This is a genomic window from Streptomyces sp. NPDC005393, assembly GCF_040606675.1.
Classification (GTDB): domain Bacteria; phylum Actinomycetota; class Actinomycetes; order Streptomycetales; family Streptomycetaceae; genus Streptomyces.
In genome coordinates this window covers 43,212-60,305 of record NZ_JBEXFG010000020.1, presented here as the reverse complement: position 1 = coordinate 60,305, position 17,094 = coordinate 43,212, and the positions used below count along the sequence as shown (strand labels likewise).

Sequence of the window (17,094 nt, the reverse complement as noted above, 5' to 3'; positions counted from 1 at the left end):
GCGTCGGCGTGGGTTGCCCGGCTGTCAGGACCGCGAGCCTGCCGGCCCTGCCCCGTTCAGTCCTGGTCGCGTGCCGCCGCCAGCAGCTCCGTCCAGTCCGGGATCTTCACCTTCGTCCGTCCCAGCGCCGCCCCGAGCGCCGCTTCCGCCTCCTCGATCCGCAGCCAGCCGGTCCACTCCACCGGCTCCAGACCCGCCTCGCGCAGCGCCCGCAGCGGATCCTTCGCCACCGGGCGGGCGGCGAGGGCGTCCGCGTCGGACAGCAGCGAGGCGATGGTCTCCTTCGCGCAGGGCCGGTTGGTGCCGATCACCCCGGTGGGCCCGCGCTTGATCCACCCCGCCACGTACTCCCCGGGTGAGGGCGCTCCGCCGCGCAGCACCCGCCCCGCCGCATTGGGCACCGTGCCGCGCTCCGCGTCGAACGGCAGTCCGGGCAGCGGTACGCCCCGGTAGCCCACCGACCGCAGGACCAACTCGGTCTCGATGTCCTGGAAGACACCCGTGCCCGCGACCCCGCCGCTCCCGTCCGGCGCGGTCCGCTCGAAGCGCACGGCGCGCACCGCGTGCTCGCCCAGCAGCGCCGTCGGCCGCAGGAAGAAGCGCAGATGGATCCGGCGCGGCCGGCCAACGGGCTCCCGGCTCGCCCAGTCGCGCAGCACCTCGACATTGCGCCGGTTGACCGCCGGCAGCCCGGACGGATCGGCGAATCCCGGGTCCAGCGCCAGCTCCTCGGGGTCCACGAGGACATCGGCGCCCGTCAGCGCGCCGAGCTCGCGCAGCTCCTTGGTGGTGAACTTCGCCTGGGACGGACCGCGCCTGCCGACCATATGGACGTCCGAGACCCGGCTGTCGGCGAGCGCCCCGAGGGCCGCGTGCGGCACATCGGTGGGCCGTAGCTCCTCCGCCCCGCGGGCCAGGATGCGCGCGACGTCCACCGCCACATTGCCGACCCCGATGACAACGGCCGAGCGCGCGCCGAGCGCGAAGGCATCGCCGGGCGCGTCCGGGTGGGCGCTGTACCAGGAGACGAACTCGGTGGCCGAGAAGCTGCCCGGCAGGTCCTCGCCGGGGACGCCGAGCCGACGGTCGGTCGCCGCCCCCACGCAGTAGACCACCGCGTGATAGAGCCCCAGCAGCCGCTCGGGCACCAGCGGCGGGGGTCCCACGTGCACATTGCCGAGAAAGCTGACCTGGGGGTGCTCCAGGACCGTGCGCAGGGTGTTCTGCAGCGACTTGATCTTCTCGTGGTCGGGTGCGACGCCGTACCGCACCAGCCCGTACGGACACGGCAGCCGGTCCAGCACATGCACCGACACCTCGGGGACAGCCTGCTGCTGGACGAGCGCTTGGGCGGCATAGACCCCGCTCGGCCCGGACCCGACGACCGCGACACGAAGCACGGAGGAGCTCCTTTCGCAGGATGTCTCCAGCATCCCACCCGGCGGGGCGCCGTGTCCGGCAATACGCGCGGGACGACCGGCACGGGCGAGGCACGCGTCCGTCGCTCCACGCGCTCGCGACCGCCCCGCGACCCCCGCTCTACGGCAGCTGTCGCATCCGCCGGATCTCGCCGCTCTGCTGCGCGATCACGTCGTCCGCCATCTCCTCGACCCGGACGTTGTTGCCCTGGGCGAGCACATCCGTGGCCATGGAGACCGCGCCCTGGTGATGCGCGATCATCAGCTTGAGGAAGAGCTTGTCGAAGGCGGCGCCCCTGGCGGCGCGCAGCGCGTCCAACTGCTCCGGGGAGGCCATCCCGGGCATCGCCTCATGGGCCTCGTGCCCGCCCTTCGCGCCGCCGCCCGCGCCGCCGCCCGCCGTGGAGCCGCCGTTCGTCTTCAGCCAGCCCCGCATCGCGTCGATCTCCGGTCTCTGCCCGGACGCGATGCGCTCCGCGAGCCGTTCGACCTTGCCCGACTTCGCGTGGTCGGGGGCGAGATCGGTCATCACCAGGGCCTGCCGATGGTGCTCGATCATCATGCGGACGTAGGAGATGTCCGCCGAGTTGGGGGAGTCGTCGTCCCCCGCCTTCGCCGCCTCGTCGGCCGACAGGTGCTTCGCCGCCTCGCCCGGCTTGCCCGGCGCGATCACCGCGGGCTTCCCGTCCTTCCCCTTCCCGCTGTCGGCCCGGCCGTCGCTCTCCCCGTCACATCCGGCGAGGGCGAATGCCAGGGAGGCGGCGACCGCCACGATCGTGAGGGGTCTGGAGTGGCGTGTGGTACGGCGGTTGGACACCGATGCCTCCTGGGGCGGCAGAAATCTCTTTACGATGATGTTGCCGCGCTGTTGTTGTGTACATGGATAGCGCCATACTGCCCACGTCCGTCAAACGTTCAACTCCGAACGAGGACAAGGGACACAGGGAGGACGCAGTGAAGCCGTGGGACAGATCCCCGCAGCGGCGCAGATACCTCGGTGCGGCCATAGCCGGCTTGGGCCTCGTGGCCTCTTTGCTGGCGGCAGGCCCGGCGGCGGCGACACCAGACCCCGGTGACGCCCCGCACAGCGAGCGCGTGACGAAGGATCAGACAGCCGACGCCAAGGCCGCCATCGAGAACGGCGACATTCCCGGGGTGGACGAGATCGTCCACAGCGACAATGTCAGCCACGTGACGAACATCCCCAAGCAGGACCTCAAGGGCACCAACTCCGACCTGGCCTTCCAGGGCAAGTACGCCTTCGCGGGCAACTACGACGGCTTTGTCATCTACGACATCAGCCGGCCGAAGACCCCGAAGATCGTCAGCCAGGTGCTCTGCCCCGGCGCGCAGAACGATGTCTCGGTCTCCGGGGACCTGCTCTTCCTCTCCACCGACTCCTCGCGCAGCGACAACTCCTGCAACAGCACCACCCAGCCCGCGACCGAGAAGTCCTCATGGGAGGGCATGAAGGTCTTCGACATCAGCGACAAGCGGAACCCGACGTACGTCGCCGCCGTCGAGACCTCGTGCGGTTCGCACACCCACACGCTGGTGCCCGAGCGAGGGAACGTCTACATCTACGTCTCCTCGTACGCGCCCAGCGCGACCTTCCCGGACTGCCAGCCCCCGCATGACGGCATCTCCGTGATCAAGGTCCCGCGCTACGCCCCCGAGAAGGCCGCGGTCATCGACTTCCCCGTCCTCTTCCCGGACGGCGGCAACCCCGGCGCCCCCACCAACCCGGGCGTCTCCCAGACCACCGGCTGCCATGACCTCACCACCTTCCCCAAGCTCAAGCTGGCGGCGGGCGCGTGCATGGGGGACGGCGTCCTCCTCGACATCGCCGACCCCGCGAAGCCTCGGGTCATCGACCGGGTCGAGGACAACGTCAACTTCGCCTTCTGGCACTCGGCGACCTTCAACGAGCGCGGCACCAAGGTCGTGTTCACCGATGAGCTGGGCGGCGGCGGCGCCGCGACCTGCAACGCCCAGGTCGGCCCGGACCGCGGCGCCGACGGCATCTACGACATCGTCGGCAAGGGCGACAAGCGCAAGCTGGTCTTCAAGAGCTACTACAAGATCCCGCGCTATCAGGCCGACACCGAGAACTGCGTCGCCCACAACGGCTCGCTGATCCCGGCCAAGGGCCGCGACATCATGGTCCAGGCGTGGTACCAGGGCGGCGTGTCCGTCTGGGACTTCACCGACTCCGCCCACCCGCAGGAGATCGGCTACTTCGAGCGCGGCCCGATCTCCACCGACTCGATGGTCGGTGGCGGCGCGTGGTCCGCGTACTACTACAACGGCTACATCTACTCGAACGACATCGCCAAGGGCTTCGACGTCCTGAGGATCGACGACCGGCGTACCGACAGCGCCCGTTCGGTCCGGCTGCACGAGCTCAATGTGCAGACGCAGCCCGACTACCGCTGATCGCTCACCCCTGATCGCTCTACGGAATCCCGCCGGGCGGCTCCTCGCCCGGCGGGACACCGAGCTCCCAGTCCAGCCCGTAGCGGTGGAACAGCTCCGCCCGCAGCCGCTCGGGCGGCATCGGCGCCCCCGGCAGCAGCACCGCGACCACCGCGCCCATCAGCATCGCGCGCAGCAGCCGGTAGTCGGTCTCCGGGTCCTCGGAGCCGTACCGCTCCACCGTGTCCCGCAACAGCCCTGCCAGCCGCTGCTGTTCGGGGCACTGGATGAACCCTTCGGCCGTAAGGATCCCCGCCATATGCGTACGCATCAGCCGCGGCCGGTCCCGGGCGAGCCCCAGGACCGTGTCGATCGCCCGCGCCAACAGCTCCTGCCCCGCTCCCTCCCCCTCCGGCCGCGGCTCCCGCTCCAGCCCGTGCGCCAGCTCCATATGCATGAGCCGGTGCACCGCCGTCTGCAGCAGCTGCCGCTTGCCCGGAAAGTAATACGAAACCAGCCCCCGGGCGGCCCCGGCCCGGTCGGCGATATCGGCGAGCGTCGTCGCCTCATAGCCACGCTCGCCGACCAGCTCGACCGTCGCCTCCAGCAGACGGGTCTGGGATCGGCGGCGCAACTCCTCATTGACCGATGCGCTGCGGGGGGACATGCTGTAACTCCTGCGTTGGCTGGCTGCTAGCCAATATACTCAGGCGACTTCCGGTTGTCCGTCGATCTGATCGACGACCCACTGTCTCCGCCGGTTCGGGCGACGCGGGGGATCGCCCGAACCGGCGGGTTCTCACCGTGGCACCCGCTCTTCCGACGCCGTGGCGCCACATTGGTGTGGCGCGGGGCGAGGGATAAGGCGTCGCAGGCCACACCGCAGCCCATCCCCGCACCGAGACGCATCGCATCTCTGCCGGTCGCATCCTTGGAGGAGGGGGCAGGTACGCAAGGGCACCTCCGCTCATCCGGGAGCCGCTCTCGGCGATGGGGTCCTTGACCGCGCTGTTCACCCAGGCACTCCCACCCGACACCAGCTCCTCGCGGGCCCAGGTCGCAGATCACCCTCAGGGCGTCGGACTCGACGAGGCGGGCATACGGGCGAGCGACAGGTTCGGCAGCAGCCGCCGCACCATGGTGGATTCGCCCAAAGGGAGCTGGTTGGCGGCCAGCAGTTCGCGAACCGGCCGCGCGGTGACGTCGTCGCGACCGCCGCATACGGTCGCCGTGGGCCTCTGGTCGAGGTCGCTCATGACCGAACTCTCCCATCGGGGGGTGCCGTGCGCTCGTCCTTACGGTGCGCCGCGTACGGGTACGCGGCGATCGCCCCGCACACCAGGGCCGCGCCCAGCAGCCAGCCGCCCAGTACGTCGCTGGGCCAGTGAACGCCGAGGTACAGCCGGGTGAACCCGACGCCCAGCACCGATACGACGGCCACGGCGGTCGCGAGCCGCAGCCACTTCGCTCCCACCCCGTGGAGGGTCATCACCCACAGCACCAGTCCGCAGGCGACGGTCGCGGTGAGGGCGTGACCGGACGGGAAGGCCGTGTAGTGGGCCGAGTCCACCGGGTGGGACCAGTGCGGACGCGGCCGGTCGACCGCCGCCTTCACCCCTTGCTGCAGGGCGGTGCCCACGGCCGCCGCGCCGACGATCCACACCGTGAGCAGCCACTCCCGGCGCCAGAGCAGCCACCCGGCCACCACGGCCAGTAGCGCACGCATTGTCAAGGGGTCCCAGACCCAGTCCGTCAGCACTCTGCTGGTCCTCGTCCAGCTGTGGTGCGCCACGGCGGAGCGGTGCAGGGCGGCGGCGATGTCCCGGTCGGCGCTCTCCAGCGGTCCCCAGTGGGCGGCCACGAGGGCGAGCAGTGCGAGGAAGAGGGTGAGGAGCGCGGCAGCGATGCGGGCGGGGTGGAGGGTCGGCGGCTGCATGCGGTCGATGATCGCGGACGGGCGGGGGCCGAGGCCAGCAGGCCGGTGGGAGATCCTCGCTACCCCAGCACCCGCAGCGCGGGCACCAGCGTGACCAGGAGCGGGACGACCGGGACGAGGACCGCCGCGGCCGTCAGCCGCCACCGTCGCGCCGTCGGGAGACGGGACGCGGGGGCCAGCAGCCGGTCCACGCGCTGGGGGAGTTGCGTGAGCGCGCTGGGGCAGGGGCCGAACACCCCGCGATCCTCATTGAGTTCGACGAGCGCGAGCGCGGTCGTCGTACGGCCGAAGCGCCGCGAGGCGGAGTCATCGGCGGCCAGTTCGACCAGCCGGTGCACCTCGCCGCGGAAGGCCGCGAAGACCGGCACCTGCGGGAAGCCGGTGGCCAGCGCGCCCGAGCAGTGCAGCAGCCAGTGGTGGCGGGCACGGGCGTGGCCCTGCTCATGGGCGATGACGGCGTCCAGCCGGCGGCCCTTGAGGCGGCGCAGCGCCGCCGTGGTGATGACGAGCTGCGGCGTGGGACCCGGCAGCCACCAGGCGTCCGGCCTGTCGCCCTCCAGGACGACCAGACGGTCCCCGGCTGGCTCCTCGCCGGGCAACACGGGGGAGCGGACGAGGAGTTCGGCGCGGTGCTGCTTGCGCCACACACGGGCGCGGCCGACCTCGCGGGTGAGCATCACCGCGCTCCAGACGGCCCCGCAGGCGAGCACGAGAGCGACGGGCGCGGCCCACGACCCGTAACCGGAGAGCGCGTACGCCTCCACCACGCCCTTGGGCGCGGGGGCGAAGACATTCCCGCGCACGGCCTCCGAGGCGGCCGCCGCGGTGAGCGCCATGGTGAGCGCGCAGCACAACAGCACGGCGAGGACGACGCACTGCCACACCCAGAGGGCGAGGACGGGTTCGCGGTCGACCCAGGTGGAGCGGGACATCAGGCGCGGCGCCATTGCCGCCGCCAGCGCGCCGAGGCCCATCAGCGCGAGGGGGACCATCATGGCGGTCAGCCTATGATCGCGGTGCTGGGGCGGGTACGGTCGCGCGGACGAAGTGACGCATGCCACGCTGCGCGCGCGGACCGGTTCAGAGGGTCAGCAGCATCGCGAACATCCCTATGCCCATCGACAATCTGCACGCATGTCTCAGCTCGGGCCGCCGCGACCAGCCGCCGCCGACCGCACCGGGCCCCACCGCACCCGGCCCCACCGCACCCGGCCCCACCGCACCCGGCCCCACCGCACCGGGCCCCACCGCACCGGGTCCCACCGCGCTGGGCCCCATACCGGGTCCCACCGCATCGGGTCCCACCGCATCGGGCCCCACCGCGCCACCCATCACACCGTCCACCGCGCCGTCCGTCATCGGCACCAGCCGCAGCCCGCACCGCACCACATAGACCGCGAAGTACGCGAGCAGCACCCCGGTCAGCAGGGGCACCCCGCCCGCCATCCGCCCCGACCGCATCGCCATATGGTCGGCGTCGTGGTGGCCGCCTGCGGTGCTCACCATCATCGCGAGCGCCATATAGACCATCGCCAAGGCCCCTATGGCGTGGTGCAGATGGTGCCCCGGCCACCCCTGGCCGCGCCAGGCGGGCAGCAGCGCCCGTACGGCGGCCACACCGAACACCGCCGCGAAGGCGGGCGGCCCCCACGGCCGGGGATCCAGCACGGCGGACGGCACCGCCATCACCGCCATGCCCCATGCCATCAACGCCTCGGCGCCCGCGACCCGCCGCCCCGGCCCGGGCGGCTCGCCGCGCATCTGCAGCAGACAGTACGCTCCCGTGGCCGCGCACAGCGCGACCACCAACCAGCCGACAAACGGAGGTCCGTGCACGGCACACCTCCCGGGAGGGGACCTATACCGGGAGATATCCCCCGACCTGATGCCGCATACGGGAGCGCACAGGCGCAGTGGGGGAGCGCAATCGGTGCCCTGATACCGAGCAGCCGGCGAGCGGTACGGGGGGCCAGTGGCTGTCCTATGTGCTGATCGCCGCCGGCTGGATGCTCACCACGGCCGTCCTCGCGGGCGTCACCCGGACCCTGAGCGAGAACCAGCGGTCCGACGGTGGCCCGGAGGCGGGCGGCGCGCGGGGACGGTCCGACGGGGCAAGAGGCATACGGCACGCCGTCATGTGGCACCGTGAACTGCAGCCCAATGGATCACCGAGAATGGATCACCGAGGAGGAGATTCCGTGTCGAATCCACCGCTCAGCGAGGCCGCGGTCGCCATGCTGAAGAAGCCCAACCCGGCCGTCATCGCGACGCTGCGGGCCGACGGCCAGCCGGTGTCCACGGCCACCTGGTACCTCTGGGACGACGGCCGGATCCTCGTCAATATGGATGAGGGCCGCAAGCGGCTCGAACATATCCGCAACGACCCCCGGGTCACGCTCACCGTGCTCGACGAGCAGAACTGGTACAACCACGTCAGCATCATCGGGCACGTCGGCGAGGTGCGTGAGGACAAGGACTTCACCGACATCGACCGGCTGTCCCAGCAGTACCTCGGCAAGCCGTACCCGCAGCGGGACCGCCACCGGGTCAGCGCCTGGATCGAGATCGACCGCTGGCACGGCTGGGGCACCCACAAGGAGAACACTCAGCCCGGCTGACGCGCTCCCCTCACTACACGGCGTCTGACTACGGCGTCGGTGTCGCCCTCGCGGGCTCCTCACGGCCGGCTGCGGCGGCAATGCCGCCGCAGCCGGCGCCGGAGCGCCGGAGCCACACAGCGGGAACGTTGGCGGGTGTCAATGTCGAATCGCGCGGTGGCCGTGGCGTTGTCGTCGGAAAGGGTGCGCGCGGCGCACACAGCCCGATGTTCGATGCAATGTACGGTTTCCGCGGATCCGTTGCGAACCACCCTGGTAGGACAACGACATCCGTTGCGCGTGAGACAGCTCGGCAGATGCTCGGCGACCTGCGGTTACTGCTGGCCGCGGAGGTCATGGCCGGTAGCGGAGGGGGTGGTCCTTGGGGACCTCCACGATAACGATTTTGCATCCGTCGGGGTCCGCGATCCACATCTCCACCAGGCCCCACGGCTCCTGCTTCGGCGGGCGCAGGATCTCGACGCCCTGGGCGATGAGCTCCTTGTGCGCCGCCGTCGCGTCCGGTACCTGGAGCCACAGCTGGAGGCCCGGGGCGGGCGGGGTGTCGGAGCGGCCGGAGAGCTCGAGGAAGCCGCCGCCGAGGAAGTAGACCGTGCCGCGCTCGGGGCCGGTCCCGAACTCGCGGTAGATCGCGAGGCCGAGGGCCTGGCCGTAGAAGGTCCGGGAGCGCTCGGGGTCCGTTGGCCGCAGAAGCGTGCGGCTGCTCAGTACGTGCACCATGTCCGCGACCCTACGCACCTTGTCCGGTAGGGGGCCGGGTTAGGGTCTACATCCATCGCGGGCCGCCGTAAGCCGACCGGGTGAGCCGCGACAGACCGCTGGAGAGGACGCCGACGCCATGCACACCGCGGACGCCACCGTACGCCCCACCGCCCCGCTCACCTTCCGCGCGGCCACCGAGGCCGATGTGGCGGCGCTGGTCGCGCTGATCGAGTCGGCGTACCGCGGGGACGCCAGCCGGGCGGGATGGACGACGGAGGCGGACATCCTGGGCGGGCAGCGCACCGATCCGGAGGGCGTGGGCGCCGTAGTACGGGACGAGGGCAGCCGGATGACGGTCGTCGAGCAGGGCGGGGAGCTGATCGCGTGCTGTCAGCTGGAGCGCCGGGGCGACCATGCCTACTTCGGGATGTTCGCGGTGCGGCCCGAGCTGCAGGGCGGTGGGCTGGGGAAGGTGATCCTCGGCGAGGCGGAGCGGTTCGCGCGCACCGAGTGGGGCGTCCGCGAGATGCGTATGACGGTGATCTCCGCCCGTGAGGAGCTGATCGCCTGGTACGGGCGGCGCGGCTATGCCCGTACGGGGAACATGACGCCGTTCCCGTACGGCGATGAGCGTTTCGGTGTGCCGCGCCGCCCCGGTCTCGAGTTCGAGATGCTGGTCAAGGCCCTGGGCTGACCACGGTCACGCCGTGTAGCGGGCCGCCCGCCGGATCTCCGGGAAGTCGGTGGTGGCGCCGTCGAGACGGAGCCCGCGGGCCAGCTTCAGATGGTCGGGGGTGTTCACCGTCCACCCGATGACCTTGAGGTCGGCGGCGTGTGCGCGCTCCACCAGCTCCAGGGTCAGCCGGCGGATGTTGAGCACCAGCATCCCGGCGGCCACGGCCCGCGCCCGGTCGATCACATCGAGGCCGTAGCGGCTGGCGACGAGCGCGGTGCGCGCGCTCGGCAGCAGACGGCGGATCTCGGCGAGGGCCTCGTCGTGGAAGGAGAGCACATCCACGCGGTCCAGCAGGGCGCGGCGGCTCAGCACCTCCGCCAGCGCCCGCGCGGCCGCCGTGTCCTTGATCTCGGCCTGGAGCGGTGCCCGTACGGCGTCCACGACCTCCTCGAAGACCGGGATCCGCTCGCCCTCCCCGGCGTCGAGCTCACGCAGCTCGGCGAGGGTGAGGTCGCTGATCGGGCCCGTGCCGTCGGTCGTGCGGTCCACCTCGGCGTCGTGCATCACCACGAGCGCGCCGTCCTTGCTGAGGTGCAGGTCCAGCTCGATGACGTCCAGACCCTCATGCTCGGCGCGGACGAAGGAACGGAGGGTGTTCTCCGGCTCGACGCCCATCACGCCGCGGTGTCCGATGGTGAGAAAAGTCAACGCTGTCTCGCTCTTCTGTCGGCCTCTGTCGGGGCTCTCCGACGGGTCTGTGGAGGCAGGCTGCCCGGACCGGCGCACAGCCTAACGGCCGCGGGTGACAGGACCGCCGGGGCGCGCCCATGGCATGGTTCGACCCCGATGGGGCAGGAAAAACAGCGGCCGTGTGGGTGTGGTGCAGGATAATTTCCCGTACCGTCACTTGAGCAAGGGAAGCGTCCGTAGTTACGGTGTCTTAATGCGAGTTTCTCCGGTGAAGGAGTGGTCATGACGGAAATCCTTTCGCCCGCGATAGCGGACGGTGGCGTTCTGCCTGCAGAGCGTGTGATCGAACACCCGGCCTGGCCGATCCTGAAGGACGCTGTCGAAACGATTCGCCCCTGGCAGTCCAAGGACGGTTCGATCGACTTCGACGCCGAGGGCGCGCCGACCCGTGACCGGGTCCGGGCCACCGCCGATCGGGTGATCGAGGCCGTCGGGGAGCTGGCCCCGCTGCTTCCGCACAACGCCGAGTACCACCGGGCGGTCGTCGCCGATCTGCGCCGCTGGGCCGACGGCGGCTTCGGCGTCCCCGACTTCCTCGACTCGCTGCTCGCCTTCCAGCCCGCGCGGTCGCGCGCCGACGGCCTCCAGCACCTCGTGGTCTTCCCCATGTACACGCAGAACGGCAACCCGAACCGCAATCTGGAAGCCGTAGTACTGCGCATGGTCTGGCCGGACTGGCTGGCCGAACTGGAGCGCACCCGGTACGACAACCCGCTCTACATCGGCATCGCCTTCGAGGACTTCACCTCCGGATACGACACCAACTCCGCGGTCCTCTTCCCGGAGACCATCGCCGTCCGCGAGGCCCCCGAGCGGTTCACCTGGGGCGGCATCTTCTGCGACCGTGAGGCGGCCCGCTTCCGCCGGGTCAGCGAGGCCGCCGTCCGGGCCCTGAGCATCGAACTCCCCGACGACATCCGGGACATGCTCGCCGACCAGCACCGCTGCCAGGAGGCGTTCGCCCTGTGGGACATGGTCCACGACCGCACCCACAGCCATGGTGATCTGCCCTTCGACCCCTTCATGATCAAGCAGCGCCAGCCGTTCTGGATGTACGGCCTGGAGGAGCTGCGCTGCGATCTCACCGCCTTCAAGGAGGCCGTGAAGCTGGAGGCCGAGGGGATCGCGCAGGCCCGCGACGTCCAGTACGCGGTGATCTTCGACCGGATGTTCCGGTTCCCCGTCACCGGCGACCGGGTCCGCAACTACGACGGGCTCGGCGGCCAGTTGCTCTTCGCCTATCTTCACCAGCACGACGTCGTACGCTGGACGGACAACACCCTGCACATCGACTGGTCCCGCGCCTCGCAGGTCACCAACCAGCTGTGCGGTGAGATCGAGAAGCTCTACCGCGACGGCATCGACCGCCCCAAGCTCGTCCACTGGTTCAAGGCGTACGAGCTGGTGTCGACCTATCTCGCACCCCACCCCGGCTCGGTCTGGGCCAAGGGCCCCGACGCCCTGGACCTGACCCAGCCGCCGCGCAAACTCGTCGACGACGTGCTCCCCGACGAGTTTCCGCTGAGCATGTTCTACGAGGCGCTGGCCAAGAAGCTGCGCGATGTGGTCGCCTCGACCAAGGGAATCACCGTCGGCGCCGACGGCGGCGGAAACGACGACGTGCGAGCGGCGGCGTGAGCCCCCTGGCGGGGCAGCCGGCAGGGATGGACGACGAGGAGACGACTATGACCACACCGACGTCGAGCCCGACCCCGAACGAGCCGGGTGACAAGGGGCCGCTGGACGGCGCGGTGGTGGCGGTGGCCGGGGCGGCCGGCCCGGCGGGCCGCGCCACGCTGCTCCGCCTCGCCGAGGCCGGGGCGACGGTCGTCGCCTCCGACTCCGACCCCGCCCGGCTGGCCGAGGCCGTGGACACGGCGCGGTACGCCCACGGCGGCGCCAGTGTCACCGGGGAGACGGTCGACCTGCTCGACCTGGACGCCGCCCGGGCCTGGGCCGACCGCACCGAGAAGGAGTTCGGCCGGATCGACGGTCTGGTGCATCTGGTCGGCGGCTGGCGCGGCAGCAAGACCTTCGCCGACGCCCCGCTCGCCGACTGGGACACCCTCCACAATCTGCTGATCAGGACCGCCCAGCACACCTCGCTCGCCTTCCACGACGCCCTGCTGCGCAGTGGCAACGGACGCTATGTGCTGATCAGCGCGGCGGGTGCGTCGCAGCCCACCGCCGGCAACGCCGCGTACGCCGCCGCCAAGGCCGCCGCCGAGGCGTGGACGCTCGCGCTCGCCGACTCCTTCCGCAAACTGGGGGGCGAGGGCGGCCCGGCCGCCGCCGCTGCCATCCTGGTGGTCAAGGCGCTGGTGCACGACGCCATGCGCGCGGAGCGCCCCAACGCGAAGTTCGCGGGCTTCACGGACGTCAGGGAGCTGGCCGAGGCCATCACCGAAGTCTGGGACCGGCCCGCCCGGGAAGTGAACGGAACCCGCCTGTGGCTGACCCCCAAGCCGTGAGAACCGACGCCAGGCGTCACCACGACCCCCAGATACGCGGCTTCGCCAGTGACAACTACGCGGGCGCCCATCCGGAGATCCTCGCCGCGCTCGCCCTCGCCAACGGCGGCCATCAGGTCGCCTACGGCGAGGACGACTACACCGCGCATCTGCAGCATGTGGTGCGCAGCCACTTCGGCCCGTACGCGCAGGCGTTCCCGGTCTTCAACGGAACCGGCGCCAACGTTGTCGCCCTGCAGGCCCTCACCGACCGCTGGGGCGCGGTGATCTGCGCCGACACCGCGCATATCAACGTGGACGAGTGCGGCGCCCCCGAGCGGGTCGGCGGGCTGAAGCTGCTCACCGTACCTACTGAGGACGGCAAGCTCACCCCCGAGCTCATCGACCGCCAGGCGTGGGGCTGGGACGATGAGCACCGCGCGATGCCGCAGGTCGTCTCCATCGCCCAGAACACCGAGCTGGGCACCGTCTATACGGTCGACGAGATCCGCGCCATCTGCGAGCACGCCCATGAGCGCGGGATGAAGGTGCATCTCGACGGCGCCCGGATAGCCAACGCGGCCGCATCGCTGGACGTCCCGATGCGGTCGTTCACCAATGTGGCGGGCGTGGATGTGCTGTCCTTCGGCGGTACGAAGAACGGCATGCTCTTCGGCGAGGCCGTCGTCGTCCTCGACCCGGACGCGGTGCGCGCCATGAAGCATCTGCGCAAACTGTCCATGCAGCTGGCGTCCAAGATGCGGTTCGTCTCCGTACAGCTGGAGGCCCTGCTCGCCCGCGATCTGTGGCTGCGCAACGCCCGCCACGCCAACGCGATGGCCCAGCGGCTGGCCGAGGGCGTCCGCGGGGTGGACGGGGTGAAGATCCTCCACCCGGTGCAGGCCAACGCGGTCTTCGCCCGCCTCCCGCACGACGTGAGCGAGCGCCTGCAGAAGCGGTACCGCTTCTACTTCTGGGACGAGGCGGCCGGCGATGTGCGCTGGATGTGCTCCTTCGACACCACGGAGGAGGACGTCGACGGCTTCGTCACGGCGCTGAAGGAAGAGATGGGCCGCGGGTAGCCGCGAACGGGCGGGCCGGTTCCGGCCCGCCCCGGGCGTCCTAGCGTCCGCGGTCGAGGGCGAGGGCCTCGGCCGGAGTGGGGGCGGTGCCGCCCAGGTGGGCCGGGACCCACCAGGTGTCGTCCGCGTCCTTCGGGCGCACCGGATAGGCCCGCTGCGCCGCCTCCAGCAGCTCCTGCACCCGCGACCGCAGCCGGTCGGTCAGGGTCTCCGACGGCTCCGAGGGATCGGCCTCGATCGGCTCGCCGACCCGCATCGTGATCGGGAAGTGGTTCCGGCCCAGCGCCCGCTTTTGGCCCTTCGTCCACAGCCGCTGCGTACCCCACAGTGCCATCGGCAGCAGCGGTACGCCCGCCTCCTGGGCCAGCCGCGCCGCACCCGACTTGAAGGTCTTGAGCGTGAAGGACCGCGAGATGGTCGCCTCCGGGAACACGCCGATGATCTCACCGGAGCGCAGCGCCTTCAGGGCGTGCTTGTACGCGTCCATGCCGGCCGCGCGGTCCACCGGAATGTGCTTCATCGCGCGCATCAGCGGCCCGGAGACCTTGTGCCGGAAGACCGACTCCTTCGCCATGAACCGCACCAGCCGCTTCGCCGGCAGGGCGGTCAGCCCGGCGAAGACGAAGTCGAGGTAGCCGATGTGGTTGCTCACCAGAACCGCGCCGCCCCGCTGCGGGACATTCTCGGTGCCCTTGATGTCGAAGCGCAGATCGAGCGCCTTGAACATGGTGCGGGCGACGCCGATCACCGGCGGGTAGACGAGCTCTGCCATAGAGGGACCCTTCTTCGTTTTCCCTGGGAGGGCTCTCTCCCGGCGGAAGTTACGCAGCCGTAGGTTTCCGGCTTCTGGCAGATGGTGCCCGATGTCGCCTCTCTGTGCTACTGCGGGGCCCCGCCCGGCCGAGAGATCCTCATCACGTCAGGGAATCTTCAGGTGCGCCGGGAGGCTGCACGGGAAACGGCCGATCGGGAGGACACAGGTGCGGGACGGGCGAGACGGGCGGGACGACGGGGGCGGCGGCGTGGCGGCGAGCGGGCGGCTGAGCGCCGCCGAGCTCGGCGCGGAGCTGGGGGAGCGGGCGACGCTCGTCCAGTTCTCCAGCGCCTTCTGCCAGCCCTGCCGGGCCACCCGGCGAACGCTGGCCGAGGTCGCCGCGATGGTGGAGGGCGTGGCCCATGTCGAGATCGACGCCGAGGCGCACCTGGAGCTCGTACGGACCCTGGAGATCGCCCGGACCCCCACCGTGCTGGTGGTCGACGCGTCCGGACGGATCGTGCGGCGCGCCGTCGGGCAGCCGCGCCGGGCGGATGTCATCGCGGCCCTCGGTGATGCGGTGTGATCTCCCACATCCGCCCGCACTTGACGGTGTGCTCCGGGCGTCGTCAGGGTGACGTCACGCGGCCTGGACTCCTTCTCTACGGACGGGTGCACGTGGATCTGCTGCGGACCGCGAGCGCGCGGTGTGCGAGCGGGTGAGCGACGACGACAGCACGGCTCCCCCCACCCGTACCTTTGGCAGAAGGACAATTCCATGACGGCAACACACGATCTCGGCACGTCATCGCTCGTCGCCTCCGACATCCTCCGCTCCGTCTTCCGGCAGCACGCCGCCGGCGTCGCCGTGATCACCGCGCGGGGCTCCCGCCCCGTCGGCTTCACCGCCACCTCGCTCGCCTCCGTCGCCGCCGAGCCGCCGCTGCTCTCCTTCGGCGTCGGTACCGGCTCCTCCAGCTGGCCGGTGCTCCGGGACGTCGAGCACGTCGGCATCCACATCCTGGGCGAACACCAGCGAGAGCTGGCCGCGACCTTCGCGCGCAGCGGGGCGGACCGCTTCGGATCCGACACCGGCTGGCGCTCGGGGCCGCAGGGGGTGCCGGTGCTGGACGGGGTGGTGGCGTGGCTGGTGTGCCGGGTGGTGGCCCGGATACCCGCCGGGGACCACCACGTGGTGATCGGCGAGGTGACCGCCGGCGATCCGTCCGGGGCCGGCCGGCCGCTGCTGTACCACCAGGGTCGCTTCAACGCGCTGCGCGACTGAGAAGTCCCGCTGATCGCCCGTTGGCTAGGTCACAGTTCACGTGGGTTGCGTCCGGGGAAAGTGCTGGGTGTACTGACGAGTAATATTTCGTTCGGCGCATGGGTCGCCCCGACCGGAAAACCGCCCTGGGAACCGCCCGGGTCGCGCCCCGAAGGCGCCTATGCTGCCAGCAACAAGGCAGCTCGGAAGAGACGATGCAGTAGGAGAGCCGGCGTGAGCTTGAGGATCGTTGTCTGTGTGAAGTACGTGCCCGACGCCACAGGCGACCGGCACTTCGCCGAAGACCTGACCGTCGACCGCGACGATGTGGACGGCCTGCTCTCGGAGCTGGATGAGTACGCGGTCGAGCAGGCCCTCCAGATCGCCGCCGAGGCCGATGACGCCGAGATCACGGTGCTGACCGTGGGCCCGGAGGACGCCAAGGACGCGCTCCGCAAGGCGCTGTCCATGGGGGCGGACAAGGCCGTGCACGTCGAGGACGACGATCTGCACGGCACCGATGTGCTGGGCACCTCGCTGGTGCTGGCCAAGGCGGTCGAGAAGACCGGCTACGACCTGGTCATCTGCGGTATGGCCTCCACCGACGGCACGATGGGCGTGTTGCCCGCGGTCCTCGCCGAGCGGCTGGGCGTTCCGCAGGTCACCCTGCTGTCGGAGGTCTCGGTCGAGGACGGCACCGTCAAGGGCCGCCGTGACGGCGACACCGCGACCGAGCAGCTGGAGGCGTCGCTGCCGGCGGTGGTCTCGGTGACCGACCAGTCCGGTGAGGCCCGCTACCCGTCCTTCAAGGGCATCATGGCCGCCAAGAAGAAGCCGGTGACCTCCTGGGACCTGGAGGACCTGGAGATCGAGGCGGACGAGGTCGGCCTGGAGGGCGCCTGGACCGCGGTCGACGGCGCCACGGAGCGCCCCGCCCGCACCGCGGGCACGATCGTCAAGGACGAGGGCGAGGGCGGCAAGCAGCTCGCCGAGTTCCTCGCGGGCCAGAAGTTCATCTGAGCCGCGCCG

The 17,094-nt window shown here is 70.9% G+C and carries 19 protein-coding genes and 1 pseudogene; 10 read left to right on the top strand and 10 right to left on the bottom strand.

Annotated features, from left to right (window positions below; translation table 11 throughout):
- Positions 1-56: 56 nt before the first annotated feature.
- Positions 57-1,400, bottom strand: coding sequence for an FAD-dependent oxidoreductase (locus tag ABZS71_RS18640; protein WP_356211347.1), 1,344 nt, complete (start codon positions 1,398-1,400; stop codon positions 57-59).
- A 139-nt stretch (positions 1,401-1,539) separates the two neighbouring features.
- On the bottom strand, positions 1,540-2,235 hold the full coding sequence (locus tag ABZS71_RS18635) for a DUF305 domain-containing protein (RefSeq protein ID WP_356211344.1): 696 nt from the start codon (positions 2,233-2,235) through the stop codon (positions 1,540-1,542).
- A gap of 62 nt (positions 2,236-2,297) precedes the next feature.
- On the opposite strand from ABZS71_RS18635, the gene ABZS71_RS18630 reads away from it, so the two are divergent.
- On the top strand, positions 2,298-3,854 hold the full coding sequence (locus tag ABZS71_RS18630) for a hypothetical protein (RefSeq protein WP_356211341.1): 1,557 nt from the start codon (positions 2,298-2,300) through the stop codon (positions 3,852-3,854).
- A gap of 19 nt (positions 3,855-3,873) precedes the next feature.
- Here ABZS71_RS18630 and ABZS71_RS18625 read toward each other — a convergent pair whose 3' ends face one another.
- From ABZS71_RS18625 to ABZS71_RS18605, 5 genes and pseudogenes are all read right to left on the bottom strand, one after another.
- Positions 3,874-4,500 carry a helix-turn-helix domain-containing protein gene (locus ABZS71_RS18625; RefSeq protein WP_356211338.1) on the bottom strand — a complete coding sequence of 209 codons (627 nt, stop codon included), beginning with the start codon at positions 4,498-4,500 and terminating at the stop codon, positions 3,874-3,876.
- Positions 4,501-4,945: 445 nt separating this feature from the next.
- Positions 4,946-5,089, bottom strand: a pseudogene (locus tag ABZS71_RS18620) (pirin family protein); the annotation flags it as partial.
- Positions 5,086-5,769: a phosphatase PAP2 family protein gene (locus ABZS71_RS18615; RefSeq protein WP_356211335.1), complete on the bottom strand. Its 684-nt coding sequence runs from the start codon at positions 5,767-5,769 to the stop codon at positions 5,086-5,088. The gene ABZS71_RS18615 and the pseudogene ABZS71_RS18620, both read right to left, overlap by 4 nt.
- Before the next feature lie 59 nt (positions 5,770-5,828).
- The gene (locus tag ABZS71_RS18610; RefSeq protein ID WP_356211332.1) at positions 5,829-6,764 is read right to left on the bottom strand and encodes a M56 family metallopeptidase; all 936 of its coding nucleotides are present in this window, start codon (positions 6,762-6,764) and stop codon (positions 5,829-5,831) included.
- 85 nt (positions 6,765-6,849) lie between these two features.
- Complete coding sequence (locus tag ABZS71_RS18605) at positions 6,850-7,605, bottom strand: DUF5134 domain-containing protein (protein ID WP_356211329.1); 756 nt, start codon at positions 7,603-7,605, stop codon at positions 6,850-6,852.
- Positions 7,606-7,967: 362 nt separating this feature from the next.
- On the opposite strand from ABZS71_RS18605, the gene ABZS71_RS18600 reads away from it, so the two are divergent.
- Entirely contained in the window at positions 7,968-8,387 is a 420-nt protein-coding gene (locus ABZS71_RS18600; RefSeq protein WP_356211462.1) for a PPOX class F420-dependent oxidoreductase, read from the top strand.
- A 333-nt stretch (positions 8,388-8,720) separates the two neighbouring features.
- Here the strand turns inward: ABZS71_RS18600 and ABZS71_RS18595 are convergent, their stop codons facing one another.
- Complete coding sequence (locus ABZS71_RS18595; RefSeq protein ID WP_355848805.1) at positions 8,721-9,107, bottom strand: VOC family protein; 387 nt, start codon at positions 9,105-9,107, stop codon at positions 8,721-8,723.
- Positions 9,108-9,225: 118 nt separating this feature from the next.
- On the opposite strand from ABZS71_RS18595, the gene ABZS71_RS18590 reads away from it, so the two are divergent.
- A complete protein-coding gene (locus ABZS71_RS18590; RefSeq protein ID WP_356211327.1) occupies positions 9,226-9,783 on the top strand; it encodes a GNAT family N-acetyltransferase in 558 nt (185 codons plus the stop codon).
- Positions 9,784-9,789: 6 nt separating this feature from the next.
- Here the strand turns inward: ABZS71_RS18590 and ABZS71_RS18585 are convergent, their stop codons facing one another.
- Positions 9,790-10,473, bottom strand: a complete 684-nt coding sequence (locus ABZS71_RS18585) for a glycerophosphodiester phosphodiesterase family protein (RefSeq protein ID WP_356211325.1) — start codon at positions 10,471-10,473, stop codon at positions 9,790-9,792.
- A gap of 264 nt (positions 10,474-10,737) precedes the next feature.
- Between ABZS71_RS18585 and ABZS71_RS18580 the strand changes: the two genes are divergently transcribed.
- The 3 genes from ABZS71_RS18580 to ABZS71_RS18570 are packed head-to-tail and all read left to right on the top strand — an operon-like array spanning position 10,738 to position 14,047.
- Complete coding sequence (locus ABZS71_RS18580) at positions 10,738-12,153, top strand: DUF6421 family protein (RefSeq protein ID WP_356211323.1); 1,416 nt, start codon at positions 10,738-10,740, stop codon at positions 12,151-12,153.
- A 47-nt stretch (positions 12,154-12,200) separates the two neighbouring features.
- A complete protein-coding gene (locus tag ABZS71_RS18575; RefSeq protein ID WP_356211321.1) occupies positions 12,201-12,986 on the top strand; it encodes an SDR family NAD(P)-dependent oxidoreductase in 786 nt (261 codons plus the stop codon).
- Positions 12,983-14,047 (top strand): low specificity L-threonine aldolase, encoded by a 1,065-nt coding sequence (locus ABZS71_RS18570; protein WP_356211319.1) that lies wholly within the window; start codon positions 12,983-12,985, stop codon positions 14,045-14,047. Before ABZS71_RS18575 ends, ABZS71_RS18570 begins: the two co-directional genes overlap by 4 nt.
- A 40-nt stretch (positions 14,048-14,087) precedes the next feature.
- On the opposite strand, the gene ABZS71_RS18565 is transcribed toward ABZS71_RS18570, so the two are convergent.
- Positions 14,088-14,819 carry a lysophospholipid acyltransferase family protein gene (locus ABZS71_RS18565; RefSeq protein ID WP_355848786.1) on the bottom strand — a complete coding sequence of 244 codons (732 nt, stop codon included), beginning with the start codon at positions 14,817-14,819 and terminating at the stop codon, positions 14,088-14,090.
- A gap of 208 nt (positions 14,820-15,027) precedes the next feature.
- Here ABZS71_RS18565 and ABZS71_RS18560 point away from each other — a divergent pair, with 208 nt between their 5' ends.
- The 4 genes from ABZS71_RS18560 (at position 15,028) to ABZS71_RS18545 (ending at position 17,085) form a co-directional block, all read left to right on the top strand.
- Positions 15,028-15,387 (top strand): thioredoxin family protein, encoded by a 360-nt coding sequence (locus ABZS71_RS18560; protein ID WP_356211317.1) that lies wholly within the window; start codon positions 15,028-15,030, stop codon positions 15,385-15,387.
- A complete protein-coding gene (locus tag ABZS71_RS18555; protein ID WP_356211315.1) occupies positions 15,384-15,524 on the top strand; it encodes a putative leader peptide in 141 nt (46 codons plus the stop codon). The genes ABZS71_RS18560 and ABZS71_RS18555 overlap by 4 nt, the downstream gene beginning before the upstream one ends.
- A 55-nt stretch (positions 15,525-15,579) precedes the next feature.
- Complete coding sequence (locus ABZS71_RS18550) at positions 15,580-16,086, top strand: flavin reductase family protein (RefSeq protein WP_355848781.1); 507 nt, start codon at positions 15,580-15,582, stop codon at positions 16,084-16,086.
- Between the two features lie 213 nt (positions 16,087-16,299).
- Positions 16,300-17,085: an electron transfer flavoprotein subunit beta/FixA family protein gene (locus ABZS71_RS18545; RefSeq protein WP_356211312.1), complete on the top strand. Its 786-nt coding sequence runs from the start codon at positions 16,300-16,302 to the stop codon at positions 17,083-17,085.
- Positions 17,086-17,094: the final 9 nt, after the last annotated feature.

What these genes read in the sequence shown, in the direction of transcription:
- ABZS71_RS18550 (WP_355848781.1), top strand. Translation starts at nt 15,580, where the DNA reads ATGACGGCAACACACGATCTCGGCACGTCATCGCTCGTCGCCTCCGAC.
- ABZS71_RS18625 (WP_356211338.1), bottom strand. Translation starts at nt 4,500, where the DNA reads ATGTCCCCCCGCAGCGCATCGGTCAATGAGGAGTTGCGCCGCCGATCC.
- ABZS71_RS18580 (WP_356211323.1), top strand. Translation starts at nt 10,738, where the DNA reads ATGACGGAAATCCTTTCGCCCGCGATAGCGGACGGTGGCGTTCTGCCT.
- ABZS71_RS18615 (WP_356211335.1), bottom strand. Translation starts at nt 5,769, where the DNA reads ATGCAGCCGCCGACCCTCCACCCCGCCCGCATCGCTGCCGCGCTCCTC.
- ABZS71_RS18575 (WP_356211321.1), top strand. Translation starts at nt 12,201, where the DNA reads ATGACCACACCGACGTCGAGCCCGACCCCGAACGAGCCGGGTGACAAG.
- ABZS71_RS18610 (WP_356211332.1), bottom strand. Translation starts at nt 6,764, where the DNA reads ATGATGGTCCCCCTCGCGCTGATGGGCCTCGGCGCGCTGGCGGCGGCA.
- ABZS71_RS18630 (WP_356211341.1), top strand. Translation starts at nt 2,298, where the DNA reads ATGGATAGCGCCATACTGCCCACGTCCGTCAAACGTTCAACTCCGAAC.
- ABZS71_RS18595 (WP_355848805.1), bottom strand. Translation starts at nt 9,107, where the DNA reads ATGGTGCACGTACTGAGCAGCCGCACGCTTCTGCGGCCAACGGACCCC.
- ABZS71_RS18565 (WP_355848786.1), bottom strand. Translation starts at nt 14,819, where the DNA reads ATGGCAGAGCTCGTCTACCCGCCGGTGATCGGCGTCGCCCGCACCATG.
- ABZS71_RS18590 (WP_356211327.1), top strand. Translation starts at nt 9,226, where the DNA reads ATGCACACCGCGGACGCCACCGTACGCCCCACCGCCCCGCTCACCTTC.